Here is a 16,567-nt window from a genome sequence, read left to right as displayed (position 1 = left end):
TCTGAATCGCAGATCACGCACTATGCCGTAAGTGTGGGGCGGAAACACCGCTTACGCTTCTCGCGGTTGAGTAACGATCCATTGGTGATAATTGAAAAGAGAACACCCGGAAAGCGTTCCGCCAGCGCAGGAACCAGCCGCTTGATCTTGGCCCAGTAGAGAAACGGCTCACCACCCCAGATCTCAATTTGTTCGGGGGCTTGTGCGATCCAGCCATCGAGCTGGGTCAAGAAGTGCTCGACATCCGCAAGCTTCGAGACCGTCGCATCCGCAATCTGGAAGGCCTGGTTGCAATAGCTGCAGGCATAATTGCACGAGAGGCCAAGTTGGATCTTCAAAACACGCGGCGCGCGGGATTTGCCCAGAGGCTGGTCTTTTGAGACACGCGGGACAGGCTCAAATACGCCAGGCTCCATGGGCAGCGGCAGCCCCTCACATTCCGAAGTGTGGGGATTGTAGCGCAAGGTATGTCGAGCACCGTCGCGGGCCTCGAGGGTGAGATCAAACCACATCAGTCAAAAAGCCTTTCTTCAAGCGCGTCGGGCAGGGTGACGCGGAAGTTCGCAACTACCTGCGCATGGGGCGTATCCCCCTCAAAGGGGTGCTGGTTATGGGGAATATGGGAGGCGAAGAAGACCGAGAGCCCGGGTCGCGGATTAACTGAGTATCCATGCCGCGCCTCATAGGGCAGGCGGCCCTCATCGAAGTAGCGCGACGGATCCTCAATCACGAAGCGGGGATTGCCCACAGAGTTCACCGGCTGCTCCGCACCACCTCCTGTCAGAAAGTGCACGCAGGTAAGATCGCCCTCGCGGCTGTCTTTATGGGTCGAGATGAAGCCGCCAGAGGCGATAACCAAGGCGCGGTTTTCGCAGTGGTCAGGGTCTAGGTAGGAAGCCCACGGGCCAAGGACGTCCCTCGCGCAGGCAAAGAGATGGGATTTTAGGGCCTAGGCCGCAGCGCTGTGCTCTAAGATCCCGCGCACCCGCCGCTTGGACGCGCTGAGCGCGTCTTTGGTTTCCGCCTCTCCAACGGCTGCTATCGCCTCATCCGCCAGTTGGCGGTGCACCTCCCAATCCACGTGCGTTTCAAAAAGACATGACCCGCGTATGCCAGAACTCACAGCTGGCCAGCACAGGCAATTACAGTTGCCCCTAGTTAAGACTCCTAAAATACAAGACCCCAATTCGTTGGGCTCCAATACTTAAGGATCGCAAGCCCAATCGAATTCTCACTACTTAACGTTCTGAGCCTCGATCAATCCCACAGCGCGATTGGCGAATTTTTCTGCCAGTGGGGACAAATCAGAGGCGTCGCGCGCGGCGGCGTTCCCGGCACGCGCGCGATCTGCGATGCCGACAAAAATTACCGCAAACCGGAAAAGTGCGAATGCGACGTGGAATGTGTCAAGCTGCGCCGTCGGGCGCGCATGGGCGTAATACTCGGTGATAAAGCGATCCATCGAAGGAATGCCGTTTTGTTCCCAGTGCGTCCCTAGGATGCCTCCGTATTCATCAGGCGATGTGAGCCACGGCATCACGCAATAACCTAGATCAGCCAGCGGATGACCAAGGGTCGAGAGTTCCCAGTCCATGATTGCGATGACCCGCGGCTCGGTTGGGTGGAACATCAAGTTCCCAAGCCGATAATCGCCGTGGGCGATAGAGACTGCGTTGTCACCTGTCGGTATGTTTCGGGGTAGCCAATCGATCAGATAGTCTAGCGCCGCTATTTTTGGCCCGCGCGACTGGGCGTATTGGCGCGACCAACGCCCGATTTGCCGCTCAAAATAGTTCCCCGGCTTGCCGTAATCCGCCAGCCCAATGGCTTCGGGGCGTAGGGCGTGCATCTGAGCCATGGTGCGCGCCATGCTCAGATACATGTCCCGGCGGTGCTCAGCCGTCACGCCGGGGAGGCTGCAATCGGAAAAGACACGGCCCTCCAACCGCTCCATTATGTAGAACGGCGTTCCGAGTATGCTTGCATCCTCTTCCAGCCACAGAGCCTCGGGCACAGGCACATTCGTTTTGGAGAGGGCACGCAATACTCGGTATTCACGTTCTACAGCGTGCGCACCCGGCAGGATGGGTCCGTCGGGTTTTTTGCGCAGAACCATGCGTTTGCTGCCAAATGTGACAAACCAAGTGGGGTTTGACTGCCCGCCACTGATCGGCTCGATGGTTAGGCCGGTTTCATTTGGAAGTTTTGCAGTGAACCACGAGGCCAGCGCATCAAGGTTAGGAGTGTTCATTGAATGCGATCCCTTGGGATGCCGCGTAGTACAACATTCAGCACGGTTGTCTCGTCGCGGGGTCGTGTGTTAGAGCAGGTCAGCATCGTCGAAGATGGGGTATTCGTCACCGGCGAGAAGGCTCTCAATTTACGGCGGGCTGCCATTTCCAAAAATCCTTATCCTCATCCTGAAGATGGCGATTGAGAACCATCTGATGCACCTCGTCCGCGCCATCCACGAGCCGTGCCTGACGGGCGTAGCGGTAGATCCACTCAAGAACCGTATCCGTCGAGTAACCACGTGCGCCGTTGATTTGGATCGCGACATCAGCGGCTTTGTGCAAAAGGTTTGCAACGTGGATTTTTGCCATCGACACCTCCTTTTTGGCAAAGCTGCCTTGGTCGATGGCCCATGCTGCCTTCATCACCAAAAGACGGCCCATTTCGATCTGCATCGCCAAATCACCCAACTTGATCTGAATGCTTTCACGATCTGACAGGCGCACGCCAAACCCATGGCGGTTCTGTGCATATTCGCTGGCAATTTCTGCACAGCGCTTAGCTAGACCTAGCCACCTCATGCAGTGCGTCAGGCGCGCGGGCCCAAGGCGCATTTGCGTCAGCTTTAGCCCCAAGCCCTCGCCCAATAGAACACGATCTGCGGACAACTCCATGTTGTCGTACACGATCTCACAATGGCCGCCGTGCTCTTCTGGACCCATGATGCCGATGCGGCGTTCTATGTGCCAATTCGCTTCGTCCTTGTGATGCAGGAATGCAGTTAAGCCACGACGTGGGTCATCCGAAGTCCGAGCCATCGTGATAAAATGGCTCGCGTCTTCAGCACCCGTGATGAACCACTTTCGCCCCTTGAGCACATAGGTATCGCCTTTGCGCGTGGCGGTCGTCAGCATCATGCCGGGATCAGATCCCCCGCCGGGATGCGGTTCGGTCATCGCGAAGGAGGAGCTGACGTCTCCCGACACGATAGGGGCAAGCCACCGCTCTTTTTGTGCCTCGGTCGCTGCTTTTTCGAGGACCATCATGTTGCCGTCGTCCGGTGCTGCAGAATTGAAAACAACGGGGCCAAAAATGGACCGGTTCATTTCCTCATAGCAAACGGCCATGCCGGTTTTGTCCAAGCCTTGCCCGCCGGTTTCCTTTTTCAATTGCAGGCACCAAAGGCCCTCGGCCTTTGCCTTTTCACGCAGGGGTGCCAATGCTGGCAGGCTGATGTTTCCGTGGGCGTCCCAATTGGCGCGATCGCTCTCTATCGGCAGAATTTCGCACTCAACAAACCGTGCTACACGGGCGCGGATGTCTTCCAATTCAGGTGAGATCGTAAAATCCATAGTTTTTTCCCTAGAGAGAGGAGCAGAGATGGCCACCATCGGCCACGACATCGGAGCCAGTCATGAAGCGCCCCATATCTGAGGCCAGCAGCAAAAGCGGCCCATCAAGGTCTTGCGGTTGGCCCAATCGACGCTGTGGCACCCGCTTGATCAGCGCTTGGCCCGCATCAGTCGCAAAGAAATCACGATTTAGGTCGGTCTCAATATAGCCGGGGCTCAGGGCGTTGACGCGAATGCCATAGCGCGCCCATTCCAGCGCGAGCGAGCGGGTGAGTTGCAGCACGCCGCCCTTGGAGGCCGCGTAGGCCGCTGCATGACCCGCGACGCGGCTGCCCAGAATAGAAGCCACGTTGATAATTGAGCCGCCTTTTTCGCGCGCAATCATGCCCTTTGCGGCGGCTTGGGCCACGTAAAAGACACCCTTAAGGTTCGTATCCAGAATGGCGTCTAGGTCGGATGGGTCATGATCAAGCGCTGAGGCTGAGCGTGTCGTGCCCGCATTGTTCACAACGATGTCCAGCGCAAGACCATCCAAGGCCGCTTCGACGGACCCAGCGGATGCAACGTCCATTTCAAGGGCTGTGGCGGCGCCACCTTGGGTGATAATTTCGGATGCCAGTGCCTCTACTTTGTCATGTCTGCGTGCCGCGACAACGACATGTGCGCCGTGTTTCGCCAATAGGCGGGCAAAGTGCATCCCCAGCCCAGATGAGGCCCCGGTCACCAGAGCCTTTGCCCCCTTGATCCCCGGCGCCAAAGGCGTTGGGTCCGTATTGAGTGACACGCCGCAGTCCTCCCAAACCATCGGAATGCCTGACCATCGTGCCAAGGTTGCGATATGTCAATCGAGCGTTCGCTCTATTTTTTAGGGAAGGGGCCTATGCATGCGCAGACTTTCGGTCTACTCAAAGAAGTGGTTGATCTGATGACGCTGGTCAAGCCGCGGCATTTTGAGAGGGGGCCTTAGATGGAGACCGAGAAGCCATTTGATCACGAAGCCCTGTGCCGTTCGATGCTTGAGCATAACAGCGAGACAATCTCGATCCGAAATCCCGAGATTGCGATAAAAAAGCTGACGGTCATCATTGATGCGGCTTTGCGTCTGTCGAACAAAAAGGGATTTCAGGCGATGTCTCTTCGGGATCTGAGCAAGGAATCCGGCGTGTCTATGGGCGGGCTTTATGCCTACTTTGACACCAAGACGACGCTACTCGGAATGATCCTTGGTGAAGTGACACGCGCCGTGGAGCGCGAGCTTTCAAATCCGCCCCAAGAGGTTGCGCAGGATCCGATTGCTCATCTGAACTGGCTGATCGAACACCACATTCGGCTTACGGATAAAATGTCCCCCTGGTTTGTATTTGCGTTCATGGAGGCCAAGAGTTTTCCGCTGGCAGAGCGGCGCATTGCAACGCAGAGCGAAGAACTGACGGAGCGCTATTTCTCCGATGTCTGTGAACAAGCGCATCGTCAAGGATTACTACGTCCGGGTGTGCCCCAAATACTGCCAATGCTTATTAAGCCATTGATCCAAGATTGGTACGTAAAGCGACCAAAGTATCGCCGCCGCGGGATCAGCCTTCGGACCTATATCGTGTCTGTTCAAGCTATTGTTATGGCGGCAATACTCCCCAATGCAGAGGCGCTTGCGCCCGACCACCCCGAGGTCTTTTATGACTAGCCAGCCGTCTCCGCTTTGGGTCTGCGCTTCGGAACGAGCAAATAGTTTGCGGTGATGGGGCGGTCGCGGTGTTGCGTCAGGTTTACGCTGGTGCCCTAGCGGGGCGTGCAAAGCGAGCATCGGCAAATTCCGCCGCTTGGCTGGGGAGGAAACGATGCGATCACCGGGCAATTCAATCGAGCCGCGCTTATCGTGAATATGAACGCCCGCAAGTTTGCGAAACTTGACAGTTCGCTCACCGATGGGTTTGCTACCCAAGTGACAGACCAGTGACTTTACGTTTTTCAAGAATTCGCGGGAAACTAGCCCGCTAATAAATAGCGCGCCGCAATCGTCAGAGACCTAAAAAATTAGGCCAATCGATTGCTCGGCTCGGCGCATAGACATGACAGATGTTCTTAGGGAGGACAGAATGACAAAGGTAACCATGACGGTGAATGGCAAGGCCGTCTCTGGAGACGTAGAGGGGCGCACGCTGTTGTCCGCTTTTCTGCGCGAAGATCAGGGCCTGACCGGGACCCATGTTGGCTGCGACACGTCGCAGTGCGGTGCATGTGTGGTGCATGTGAACGGCAAAGCGGTCAAATCCTGCACAATGTTCGCAAGCGAAGCGAACGGCGCGGCAGTCGATACCGTCGAAGGCCAAACCAATGCGGATGGGTCTCTCAATGTGATTCAGCAGGCGTTTCAAGACCACCATGGTTTGCAATGCGGTTTTTGCACCCCCGGCATGGTGATGTCGGCGGCGGCCCTTCTTAAGGAAAACCCGACACCGTCAGAGGCTGAGGTCCGCGAGTATCTAGAGGGCAATATCTGCCGCTGCACCGGATATCATAACATTGTCAAAGCCATCATGGCCGCCTCCGGGCAGGACGTGTCGGCTATCGCTGCCGAATAGGGAGAAGACATTATGCCAAGAGATACAGGAATTGGCGCCGCCACGCTGCGCCGCGAAGACGTCCGCTTCCTCACTGGGACGGGTGAATACACCGACGATATCGTTCTGGCCAAACAGACCTACGCGGTCTTTGCCCGTTCGACCGTTGCCCATGGTAAAATTAAGTCCATCGACACCTCTGCCGCTGCGCAGATGCCCGGGGTTTTGGCCGTTTTCACGGGGGATGATTTTGTCGATGTGGGCGGTAACCCCGCCGGTTGGTTGATCAACTCGCGCGATGGCGAGCCGATGAAAGAACCCAAGCGGCCCGTCTTGGCCCATGGCAAAGTGCGCCATGTGGGGGACGCCTACGCCGCCGTGATCGCCGAAACGGTTGAGCAAGCACGCGACGCCGTCGAAGCCATTGAGGCCGACATCGAAGAACTGCCCGCCATCATTGATATGAATGCTGCGCTTTCCAGCAGCACATACGTCCATGATGAGATCGAAACCAACCAGTGCTTTGACTGGGGGTGGATTGAAGACAACCGTGAGGCAACAGATACCGCGATCAAAAACGCGCATCACGTCACCACGCTTGAACTGGTGAACAACCGTCTGGTGCCCAACGCGATGGAGCCACGCGCCTCAATCGGTAGCTACAAGGCCAGCACGGGCGAATACACGCTGCACACGACTTCGCAGAACCCGCATTTGACCCGGCTTCTGATCTCGGCGTTTGTTCTGGGCATCCCGGAAAACATGCTGACCGTGATCGCGCCCGATGTGGGCGGCGGTTTTGGCTCCAAAATCTATCACTATGGCGAAGAGGCTCTGGTGTTAGCTGCGGCCAAACAAGTCGGTCGCCCGGTCAAGTGGACTGCGGACCGGACGGAGTCGTTCCTCACGGATGCACACGGCCGCGACCACGTCACCAAGATCGAACTGGCGCTGGATGCAGAGGGCAATTTCCTTGCGTTCCGCACCGATACAAAGGCCAACGTCGGTGCCTATTTGTCGAACTTCTCAACCGCGACGCCCACGTTCCTGCACGGCACGTTGATGGGGGGGAACTATACGGTTCCTTTGGTCTACGTGAACGTCAAAGCCGTGTTCACAAACACCGCGCCGGTGGATGCATATCGCGGCGCTGGGCGGCCCGAAGCCACGTATTCTATCGAACGTGTCATCGATAAAGCCGCGCGCGAACTGGGCATGGACCCCATCGAACTGCGCCGTAAAAACTTCGTAAAGCCGGATCAGTATCCCTACGCCTCTGCGGCGGGTCTGGAATACGATGCAGGCAACTACGATGCCCTTATGGACAAGATGGAAGAGGTTGCTGACATCTCTGGGTTTGAGGCGCGCCGCAAGGCAAGCGAAGCCAAGGGGCTAATGCGCGGGCTCGGCGTGAACGCCTACATCGAGGCGTGCGGGATCGCTCCGTCGAACCTTGTTGGTGTGTTGGGATCCCGTGTGGGCCTGTATGACGCGGCCACTGTGCGGGTGAACGCGACGGGCAACATCAGCGTTATGGTCGGTGCACACAGCCACGGCCAAGGCCATGAGACAGCCTTCCCGCAGGTCGTGTCCGATATGCTTGGTATCGACGCCAGCACCATCGATATCGTCCATGGGGACACCTCCAAGATCCCATTTGGTATGGGCACGTATGGTTCGCGTAGCCTTGCTGTCTGTGGTTCTGCAGTGGTCCGTGCAACGGAGAAAATCATCGTCAAAGCCAAGAAGATTGCGGCCCATATGCTCGAGGTGACCGATCAGGATATCTCGTTGAATGACGGTGTGTTCTCGGTCGAGGGCACGAACAAATCCGTGACCTTCGGTGAAGTCGCGCTCAAGGCGTACATTCCCCACGACTATCCGCTCGAAAGCATCGAGCCGGGTCTTGAGGAAACCGCGTTCTATGATCCGGCGAACTTTACGTATCCTTCGGGCGCCTATGCCTGCGAAGTGGAGGTGGACCCGGAAACCGGCAAAGTGCGTGTAGACCGGATGTGCGCCGTTGATGACTTTGGCAATGTTATCAACCCGATGATCGTGACCGGTCAGGTGCATGGCGGTTTGGCGCAAGGCATCGGGCAGGCACTGGTTGAGCAGACGTTCTACGATGAATACGGCCAACTGCTAAGTGCGTCCTACATGGATTACACCATGCCCCGCGCCGATGACCTGCCGATGTTCCAAGTGGATCACAGCCAAGGCACGCCCTGTGTTCACAACCCACTTGGCGTTAAAGGCTGCGGAGAAGCCGGTGCGATCGGCTCACCGCCCACTGTGGTAAACGCGGTGGTCGATGCGCTGCAATCGGGTGGTCACAATATCACCCACATCGATATGCCCGTCACGCCCGTGCGCGTGTGGGAAGCCATGCAGAACGCCAAATAAGAGAGGAGGCTTCAGATGTATAATTTTGACGTTGTAACACCCAATACGATTGCCGAAGCAGCCGCAGCGATGGCCGGGGATGAGGCGCAAGCGCTTGGTGGGGGGCAGACATTGATCCCCACGCTCAAGCAGCGCCTTGCTAGCCCGAACACGTTGGTCTCTTTGTCGGGCGTGTCCGAGATGCAAGGTATCACCAAATCCGGAGATACCCTGCGGATTGGCGGAGCCACGACCCACCATGCCGTGGCCTCGGATGGCAGTTATCCGGGGTTGTCGGGGCTTGCGGGTCAGATCGGCGATCCGGCAGTGCGTAACCGGGGCACAATTGGCGGCAGCCTTGCCAACAATGACCCGGCAGCCTGCTACCCTGCGGCCGCGTTAGCCAGCGGCGCAACCATCATCACCAACACGCGTGAGATTGCTGCGGATGACTATTTCCAAGGCATGTTCGAGACGGCATTGGAAGAGGGTGAGATCATCACCGCGGTGTCCTTTCCGATCCCGCAGGCGGCGAACTACCAAAAATTCGTCCAACCTGCCTCGCGCTTCGCTTTGGTGGGCGTGTTTGTGGCCAAGTATGCCAGCGGCGTGCGTGTTGCGGTGACGGGTGCCTCGAACGACGGTGTGTTCCGCTGGACCGAAGCCGAAGAGGCTCTGAGCCGCGATTTCAGTGCCGCGGCGCTGGAGGGGTTGAGTGTTTCTGAGGATGATATGATCTCGGACCTGCATGGCACTGCAAGGTACCGCGCACATCTGATTAAGGTCGTCACGGCGCGCGCGGTCACAGCCGCAAGCTAAGGCCTGTAACACGACTAAGCAAAAGGGCGGGGCAATGGCTCCGCCCTTTTTTTATTGCAAAGCCAGAGTGCTATCGCGCTGGGCTAGGGCCTGCTGGTGGGGCTTGGCGCAGGGGCCCTATATCCATGCTGCGATCCATTTAGACGCGGTTTTGAGCAAGCCCGCGTCACTGCGCTTGTTCTCAAAGCAGCAAAGGGGGTCAGGGATAGGCCGCGCATATTCAAACCCAAAAAACATTCGCAGACCCTTGGCAATTCGGCATACCCGTGATGTGGTGATGCACCGCCCCCACTGACTCAGAGGGGCACGACACACTCAGGGAGTTTTCTATGACCAAGTTGACAGGCTTGATGGCCATTGCCGCACTGCTGTCCACAACCGCAGTTGCCTCGTCGGAGACCCTTCGTTGGGCGCGCGCAGGCGATGCACTTACGCTGGACCCCCACGCGCAAAACGAAGGCCCAACGCACACAATCCGACACCAGATGTATGAGCCTCTGCTCGTGCGCGACACCACGGGCGCGTTTGAGCCCGCTCTTGCGACCGAATGGGCGCCCAGCGCATCTGACCCTAACGTCTGGGTTTTCCAACTGCGCCAAGGCGTGACCTTCCACGGTGGTGAAACCTTCACGGCTGAGGATGTGGTGTTCTCGTTTGAGCGCGCCAAGCAGGAAAATTCGGACATGAAAGAGCTGATCGGCTCGATCACCGAAATCCGTGCTGTTGGCGATTACACCATCGAGATGGTGACTGACGGACCAAACCCGATTTTGCCGTCTAACCTGACCAACCTGTTCATCATGGACAAGGGCTGGTCCGAGGCGAACAACACCGTCAATGTGCAGGATTTTGAGGGCGGTGAGATCACATACGCCACTACAAATGCCAATGGCACCGGGCCTTATGTCCTCACCTCGCGTGAGCCTGACGTGCGGACTGTGATGACCCGCAACGAGGCCTACTGGGGCCGGGATCAGTTCCCGATGGAAGTCTCTGAGATCATCTACACCCCAATCCAGAACGCAGCGACCCGTGTTGCGGCCTTGCTTTCGGGTGAGGTGAACTTCCTGCAAGATATGCCTGTTCAGGACCTTGTGCGCGTGAATGATGCTGATGGCCTGACCGTCAAAAAGGCGCCGCAAAACCGCGTGATCTTTTTCGGCATGAACCAAGGTGCAGATGACATTGAAGCCGACAACATCGATGGCGCGAACCCGCTGGCCGATGTGCGTGTGCGCAAAGCGATGTCCATGGCGATCAACCGCGACGCGATCCAAAAGGTTGTGATGCGCGGCCAGTCTGAGCCCGCAGGCATGATCGCACCGCCGTTCGTAAACGGCTGGACTGCCGAGATGGACGCCGAAAGCTCGACCAATGTTGAAATGGCGCGTTCGTTGCTGGCCGATGCTGGATATGCCGACGGCTTCTCGATCCGCCTGGATTGCCCGAACGATCGCTACATCAACGATGAAGCCATCTGTCAGGCCGCAGTCGGCATGCTTGGCCAAGTTGGAGTGACGGTGAACCTTGATGCGAAACCCAAGGCGCAGCACTTCCCGCTGATCACAGAAGGCAAGACTGACTTCTACATGCTGGGTTGGGGCGTGCCGACGTACGACTCCGAGTACATCTTTAACTTCCTCGTACACGGCCGCGAAAGCGACATTGGCACATGGAATGGTACTGGCTTCGATAACGATGAAATTGACGCAAAAATCGAAAGCCTTTCTTCCAACACGGATCTTGCGGCACGTAATGCTGACATTGCTGCTATCTGGCGTGTCGTGCAGGATGAGGCGCTTTACATCCCCGTGCACCACCAAGTGCTGAACTGGGGTATGGCCGAGGGCGTTGGTATCGACGTTGACGCCGAAGATCAGCCCAAAGTGAAATACTTCACAATGAACTAAAGCGATAGGGCCGCCGGCATCCGCAGGCGGCCCTTTTTTGATCCGTGACAAACGTTAAAAATAAAGGAAATTTCGATGTTCCGCTTGTCTACTGCTATCGCTTTGGTGCTGGCGCTGCCTGCGTCTGCCGAAGAGTTTAATTTTGCCGTTACCACGGATCCGCAAACGATGGACCCGCATGCGGTTAACTCCGCTCCGGTCCTTGGGTTTCTGAACAACGTCTACGAAGGACTGGTCCGCCGCGGCAAAGACATGGCGATTGAGCCATCGCTTGCCACCAGCTGGTCGCCCATTGGCGATGGCGAAGGCTGGCGTTTTGTGTTGCGCCAAGGGGTGACGTTTCAAGACGGCTCGGCTTTTGATGCCGATGATGTGATTTTCTCATACGAGCGCGCCTCATCCGAGCAGGCTGATACCTCCAGCTGGTTCGCCCCGGTGAGTGATGTCATCAAGGTGGACGACTTTACCGTCGACATCATGACCAGCGCGCCGAACCCGATTTTTCCTGACTCCATCGCCAACTGGATGATGATGGACAGCGGCTGGGCCGCGGCCAACAACGCCGAACGCCCGGATAAAGAACAAGGCAACTATGCCACGCTGAACGCCAACGGCACGGGGCCGTTCCAAATCGCTGCGCGTCAGCCCGATCTGAGCACTGTGCTGGAGCCGCACGCCGGTTGGTGGGACGAGGTGGAGCATAACCTGACGCGGGTCGAAATGACCCCGATCCAGAATTCAGCGACGGCGTTGGCAGCCCTGTTGTCGGGGGATGTGGATTTCATCAACCCCGTGCCCATTCAGGATGCCGCTCGGTTGCAGGGAAACCCAGATGTGCAAGTGATCCAAGGGATCGAAGCGCGCGTCATCATGTTGGGCTTTGACCAACAATCGGGGGCCGCCGAAAGCGGGCAGGGCGCTTCGGACATGTTCCTAGATGCCCGCGCGCGGGAAGCCGTGGCCAAAGCGGTGAACGTTCCGGCGATTTTGCAGACCATCATGCGTGGCAACGCCGAGGTCGCAAGCCAGTTGGTCAGTCCTGCGATGCGTGGCTATTCCGATGCTCAAGCCGCGCCTTATGCCTATGATCCTGAGGCCGCCCGTGCTTTGGCCGCCGAGGCCGGCCTGACGGGGCAAACGATTTCGCTTAAATGCCCGAATGACCGCTACCTGAATGACGAAGCTGTCTGCCAAGCCGTCACAGCCATGCTCGCGCAAGCCGGGATGGACGTGTCACTGGATGCGATGCCCGTGTCCAACTACTGGCCCGAACTGCGCGCGGACAACTTCGATATGTACCTGCTGGGCTGGTCGCCGGGTACGTTTGATGCCGAGCATCCCATTCGTTTCCTCGGTTCCACTCCGAATGAGGAAAAGCGTTTGGGTTCATGGAACTTTGGCGCCTACTCAAATGATCGGATCGATACGCTCTTGCCAATGATCCAGTCCGAAATCGACGATAGTGTCCGTCAGGGCATGCTCGACGAGGTTGCCAAGATCATGCAAGACGAAGTGGCTTATGTGCCGCTATACGTGCAGCCCTTGGTTTGGGGCGCACGCGCGAATATCGATGTAACACAGCGCCCGGATAACTTCTTTATCCTGCGCTGGGTAACCGTTAACTAAGACCTCCCTTACCCTCGGGCTTTGGCTCGGGGGTGTCGCCCAAGAAAGACCTCTATGCTCTCTTTTATCGTCAAACGCGTCGGGCAATCTGTCTTGGTGCTTCTGGTTACGGGCCTTGTGGCGTTCTCGATGTTTACGTTCGTCGGGGACCCCATCGACAACATGCTTGGTCAAGAACGCACGATGGAAGACGTTGAACGCCTGCGTGCGCAACTTGGTCTCGATAAACCATTCGTGGTCCAATACTTCCGCTTTCTTGAACAAGCTGCACAGGGCAACTTTGGGATATCGTACCGCCAAGGCCGCCCCGTCGCCGAAATCTTGATGGAACGCGCACCGGCCACGCTGGAACTTGCGGCTGTGTCGGGGGTGTTGGCCATCGTGATGGGCATCGGCTTGGGTGTCTTCACGGCGATCCGCCGCAATGGTGTCGCGGCCAATCTGATCATGTCCATCTCACTTATCGGGGTGTCGCTGCCGACCTTTCTGATCGGTATTCTGCTGATCTATCTCTTCAGTGTGGAACTTGGCTGGCTGCCGAGCTTTGGCCGCGGTGAGACAGTCCACATCGGGGGCTGGTCCACTGGCTTTTTGACGGAATCGGGCCTCAAGGCTTTGATCCTGCCCGCAATCACGTTGGGTCTGTATCAGATGACGCTGATCATGCGCTTGGTCCGGTCTGAGATGTTAGAGGTCCTTCGCCAAGATTACATCCGCTTTGCTCGTGCTCGGGGGCTTGGCGACCGGGTGGTGAACTTCCGCCATGCTCTCAAGAATACGATGGTGCCGGTGATTACGGTGATTGGCTTGCAGCTTGGATCCATCATCGCGTTCGCGATCATCACCGAGACGGTTTTCCAATGGCCCGGTGTGGGGCTGTTGTTCATCAACGCCATCCAGTTTGTCGACATCCCCGTTATGGCCGCCTACCTGATGCTGATTTCGGTGATGTTCGTGGCCATTAACCTCCTTGTGGATATCTTATACGCGATGATTGATCCGCGATTGAGGGCAGCATCATGAACCGTTTTCTCGACAGTGACGTTTTCTATGCGTTCCGGACCAGCCCTGTGGCGATTGTCTCGTTGATCGTAACGGTTTTGATGGTTCTTGCGGCGGTTTTCGCGCCGCTAATCGCGACGACCAACCCCTTTGATCCGGCAAGCTTGAACCTGATGAACGGGTTCACCGCTCCGATGGAACCGAACGCCTTTACCGGTGAAAGCTTCTTTCTTGGCACTGACGATCAGGGTCGAGATGTGTTTTCGACCATTCTTTACGGCTTGCGTATCTCGCTCTTCGTGGGGGTCGCGGCCGTTATGCTTGCGATGGTGATCGGCATCTTTCTGGGCCTGCTGAGCGGCTACGTCGGCGGTTGGACCGAAACGATCATCATGCGTGCCGCAGACGTGCAGCTGACCTTTCCATCTATCCTTGTGGCGATGTTGATCTTTGGTGTGGCCAAGGGCGTGACGCCGGTGGAATACCGCGATCAGATGGCGATCTGGGTGCTGATCCTTGCGATTGGTCTGTCGGATTGGGTCCAGTTCGCGCGTGTTGTGCGAGGGGCCACATTGGTCGAAAAGTCCAAGGACTATGTCGCTGCTGCGCGCCTCATCGGGCGCTCTCCGTTGACGATTATGATCCGGCACATTCTGCCCAACGTGCTGTCGCCCGTGCTGGTCATCGCAACGATCTCACTGGCTCTCGCGATCATCGCTGAGGCAACGCTTAGCTTTTTGGGCGTCGGCGCGCCGGCAACCCAGCCGTCGCTGGGCACACTCATCCGCATTGGCCAGGGCTTCTTGTTCTCGGGCGAATGGTGGATCCTTCTTTTCCCTGCATGCACATTGCTCGTTCTGGCGTTGGCCGTGAACCTCTTGGGCGACTGGCTGCGTGACGCTTTGAACCCGAGGCTACGATGACAGAACCTGTCCTATCCATACGTAACCTGACGGTTGAAATTCCCACGCGGCGTGGGCTGTTCAAGCCGGTTCAAGGTGTGTCCTATGATATCCGCCCCGGCGAAATTCGGGGTGTCGTGGGTGAATCCGGGGCCGGTAAATCCATGACCGGCAACGCGGTGATTGGCCTGCTCGATCCGCCTGCGCGGGTTTCCGAGGGTGAAATTTGGCTTAACGGGCGGCGTATCGACCAGCTAGATGCGGAGCAAAAGCGCCGGATCCGGGGCGGCGAAATCGCGATGATCTTTCAGGATCCGCTCACCTCGCTCAACCCGCTGTTTACGGTGGGCGAGCAGTTGGTTGAAACGATCCAATTGCATCTCGGGCTTTCATCGTCCGAGGCACAATCGCGGGCGATTGCCTTGTTGGACCGGGTGCGTATTCCAAACCCCGAAGAGCGGTTTCATCAGTATCCGCACCAGTTTTCGGGCGGTATGCGGCAGCGTGTGGTCATCGCGCTGGCGCTGTGCTCTGAGCCGTCTGTCATTGTGGCTGATGAGCCGACAACCGCGCTGGACGTTAGCATTCAGGCGCAGGTGTTGGACCTGATCAAGGAACTCGCGCGCGAACGTCAGGTTGGTGTCATCCTCGTGACCCACGATATGGGCGTGATCGCGGATACGACCGACGAAGTCACCGTGATGTACGAGGGCCGCGTGGTCGAGCAGGGCACGACCAGCCAAATCCTCGGCGCGCCGACCCATGAATATACCAAAAGCCTGATTGCCGCCGTGCCCCGTCCGCAGGTCAAACTGCATCGCTTTCCGCAGGTCAGCTATGGCGGACGTGAAACAGCCTTTAAAATCGAAGACTTGGCCCGCAACTGGGACCGCTCCACGGCCTCAAAATCCGGCACCCTCGTAGAGGTAAAGGGCCTGACCAAGCGGTTCTTGGCCAAGGGCGCGATCCTGCCATCCCAGCGGAGCTATTTTACGGCCGTGGATGATGTGTCATTCGACATTAAAGACGGTGAAGTCTTCGGGCTAGTGGGCGAGTCCGGTTCGGGCAAATCCACCGTCGCACGGATGCTAGCGACGCTTTATCCCGTTGATGGGGGCACGGTGACCTTTGACGGCGAAGAGGTCACGGGCATGGATGCAAAGCAGCTTTCGGCCTATCGCAAACAAATCCAGATGATCTTTCAGGACCCGTTTTCATCGCTCAATCCACGCATGTCGGTGGGGGATATCGTGGCCGAACCGCTCGTGCATCACAAACTGCTGAGCCGCGCTGAAATCGGTCCACGGGTGCGCGAACTGCTGGACCGTGTGGGGCTGGCGTCGGATGCCTATCGCAAATATCCGCATGAGTTTTCGGGTGGGCAGCGCCAGCGTATTTCGATCGCCCGCGCGCTTGCGACACAGCCTCGGTTCTTGATTTGTGATGAGCCAACATCGGCGCTTGATGTGTCCATTCAGGCGCAAATTCTGAACATTCTGAAGGATTTACAGGAGCATTTGGGCCTGACGATGCTGTTTATCTCGCACGATCTGCCGGTGGTGCGCCAGATGTGCGACCGCGTCGGCGTGATGCGGCAGGGCAAGCTGGTTGAGGTGCAGGAAACGAGCGCCTTGTTTGAGGCCCCGAAGTCGGACTACACGCGCGAATTGCTGGATCTCATGCCGCGGCTTGAACAGCTGTCCGAGGAACAAATCGCAGAGCTTCGTACTTAGCACGGCCTGCTTGGTTATCGCATAATGGGAGCCGGTCTTGCGACCGGC

At 57.5% G+C, this 16,567-nt stretch carries 15 protein-coding genes; 9 read left to right on the top strand and 6 right to left on the bottom strand.

Going from position 1 to position 16,567, the window contains the following annotated elements; all coding sequences use genetic code 11:
• Positions 1 to 20: 20 nt before the first annotated feature.
• The 6 genes from THS5294_RS13465 to THS5294_RS13445 form a co-directional block, all read right to left on the bottom strand.
• Complete coding sequence (locus THS5294_RS13465) at positions 21 to 512, bottom strand: radical SAM protein (RefSeq protein WP_058124171.1); 492 nt, start codon at positions 510 to 512, stop codon at positions 21 to 23.
• Positions 512 to 859, bottom strand: coding sequence for a hypothetical protein (locus THS5294_RS13460; RefSeq protein WP_058124170.1), 348 nt, complete (start codon positions 857 to 859; stop codon positions 512 to 514). Before THS5294_RS13460 ends, THS5294_RS13465 begins: the two co-directional genes overlap by 1 nt.
• A gap of 90 nt (positions 860 to 949) precedes the next feature.
• Positions 950 to 1,081: a hypothetical protein gene (locus THS5294_RS18715; RefSeq protein WP_268873761.1), complete on the bottom strand. Its 132-nt coding sequence runs from the start codon at positions 1,079 to 1,081 to the stop codon at positions 950 to 952.
• Positions 1,082 to 1,234: 153 nt separating this feature from the next.
• Entirely contained in the window at positions 1,235 to 2,251 is a 1,017-nt protein-coding gene (locus tag THS5294_RS13455; protein ID WP_058124169.1) for a phosphotransferase family protein, read from the bottom strand.
• Positions 2,252 to 2,375: 124 nt separating this feature from the next.
• Positions 2,376 to 3,584 carry an acyl-CoA dehydrogenase family protein gene (locus THS5294_RS13450; RefSeq protein WP_058124168.1) on the bottom strand — a complete coding sequence of 403 codons (1,209 nt, stop codon included), beginning with the start codon at positions 3,582 to 3,584 and terminating at the stop codon, positions 2,376 to 2,378.
• A 10-nt stretch (positions 3,585 to 3,594) separates the two neighbouring features.
• Entirely contained in the window at positions 3,595 to 4,368 is a 774-nt protein-coding gene (locus THS5294_RS13445) for an SDR family NAD(P)-dependent oxidoreductase (protein WP_233486480.1), read from the bottom strand.
• 183 nt (positions 4,369 to 4,551) lie between these two features.
• On the opposite strand from THS5294_RS13445, the gene THS5294_RS13440 reads away from it, so the two are divergent.
• From THS5294_RS13440 to THS5294_RS13400, 9 genes are all read left to right on the top strand, one after another.
• Entirely contained in the window at positions 4,552 to 5,265 is a 714-nt protein-coding gene (locus THS5294_RS13440; RefSeq protein WP_058124166.1) for a TetR/AcrR family transcriptional regulator, read from the top strand.
• 412 nt (positions 5,266 to 5,677) lie between these two features.
• Positions 5,678 to 6,163: a (2Fe-2S)-binding protein gene (locus THS5294_RS13435; RefSeq protein ID WP_058124165.1), complete on the top strand. Its 486-nt coding sequence runs from the start codon at positions 5,678 to 5,680 to the stop codon at positions 6,161 to 6,163.
• 12 nt (positions 6,164 to 6,175) lie between these two features.
• The gene (locus THS5294_RS13430) at positions 6,176 to 8,548 is read left to right on the top strand and encodes a xanthine dehydrogenase family protein molybdopterin-binding subunit (protein ID WP_058124164.1); all 2,373 of its coding nucleotides are present in this window, start codon (positions 6,176 to 6,178) and stop codon (positions 8,546 to 8,548) included.
• Positions 8,549 to 8,563: 15 nt separating this feature from the next.
• The gene (locus THS5294_RS13425; RefSeq protein ID WP_058124163.1) at positions 8,564 to 9,346 is read left to right on the top strand and encodes an FAD binding domain-containing protein; all 783 of its coding nucleotides are present in this window, start codon (positions 8,564 to 8,566) and stop codon (positions 9,344 to 9,346) included.
• A gap of 329 nt (positions 9,347 to 9,675) precedes the next feature.
• Positions 9,676 to 11,256, top strand: a complete 1,581-nt coding sequence (locus tag THS5294_RS13420) for an ABC transporter substrate-binding protein (protein WP_082645027.1) — start codon at positions 9,676 to 9,678, stop codon at positions 11,254 to 11,256.
• 75 nt (positions 11,257 to 11,331) lie between these two features.
• Positions 11,332 to 12,882 carry an ABC transporter substrate-binding protein gene (locus THS5294_RS13415; RefSeq protein WP_058124162.1) on the top strand — a complete coding sequence of 517 codons (1,551 nt, stop codon included), beginning with the start codon at positions 11,332 to 11,334 and terminating at the stop codon, positions 12,880 to 12,882.
• Between the two features lie 54 nt (positions 12,883 to 12,936).
• The gene (locus THS5294_RS13410) at positions 12,937 to 13,905 is read left to right on the top strand and encodes an ABC transporter permease (RefSeq protein WP_058124161.1); all 969 of its coding nucleotides are present in this window, start codon (positions 12,937 to 12,939) and stop codon (positions 13,903 to 13,905) included.
• Positions 13,902 to 14,807, top strand: coding sequence for an ABC transporter permease (locus THS5294_RS13405; protein ID WP_058124160.1), 906 nt, complete (start codon positions 13,902 to 13,904; stop codon positions 14,805 to 14,807). Before THS5294_RS13410 ends, THS5294_RS13405 begins: the two co-directional genes overlap by 4 nt.
• Complete coding sequence (locus THS5294_RS13400; RefSeq protein ID WP_058124159.1) at positions 14,804 to 16,519, top strand: ABC transporter ATP-binding protein; 1,716 nt, start codon at positions 14,804 to 14,806, stop codon at positions 16,517 to 16,519. Before THS5294_RS13405 ends, THS5294_RS13400 begins: the two co-directional genes overlap by 4 nt.
• Positions 16,520 to 16,567: the final 48 nt, after the last annotated feature.

It is taken from the genome of Thalassobacter stenotrophicus (assembly GCF_001458315.1).
Classification (GTDB): Bacteria; Pseudomonadota; Alphaproteobacteria; order Rhodobacterales; family Rhodobacteraceae; genus Thalassobacter; species Thalassobacter stenotrophicus.
This window is presented reverse-complemented; position numbering and strand designations above follow the sequence as displayed.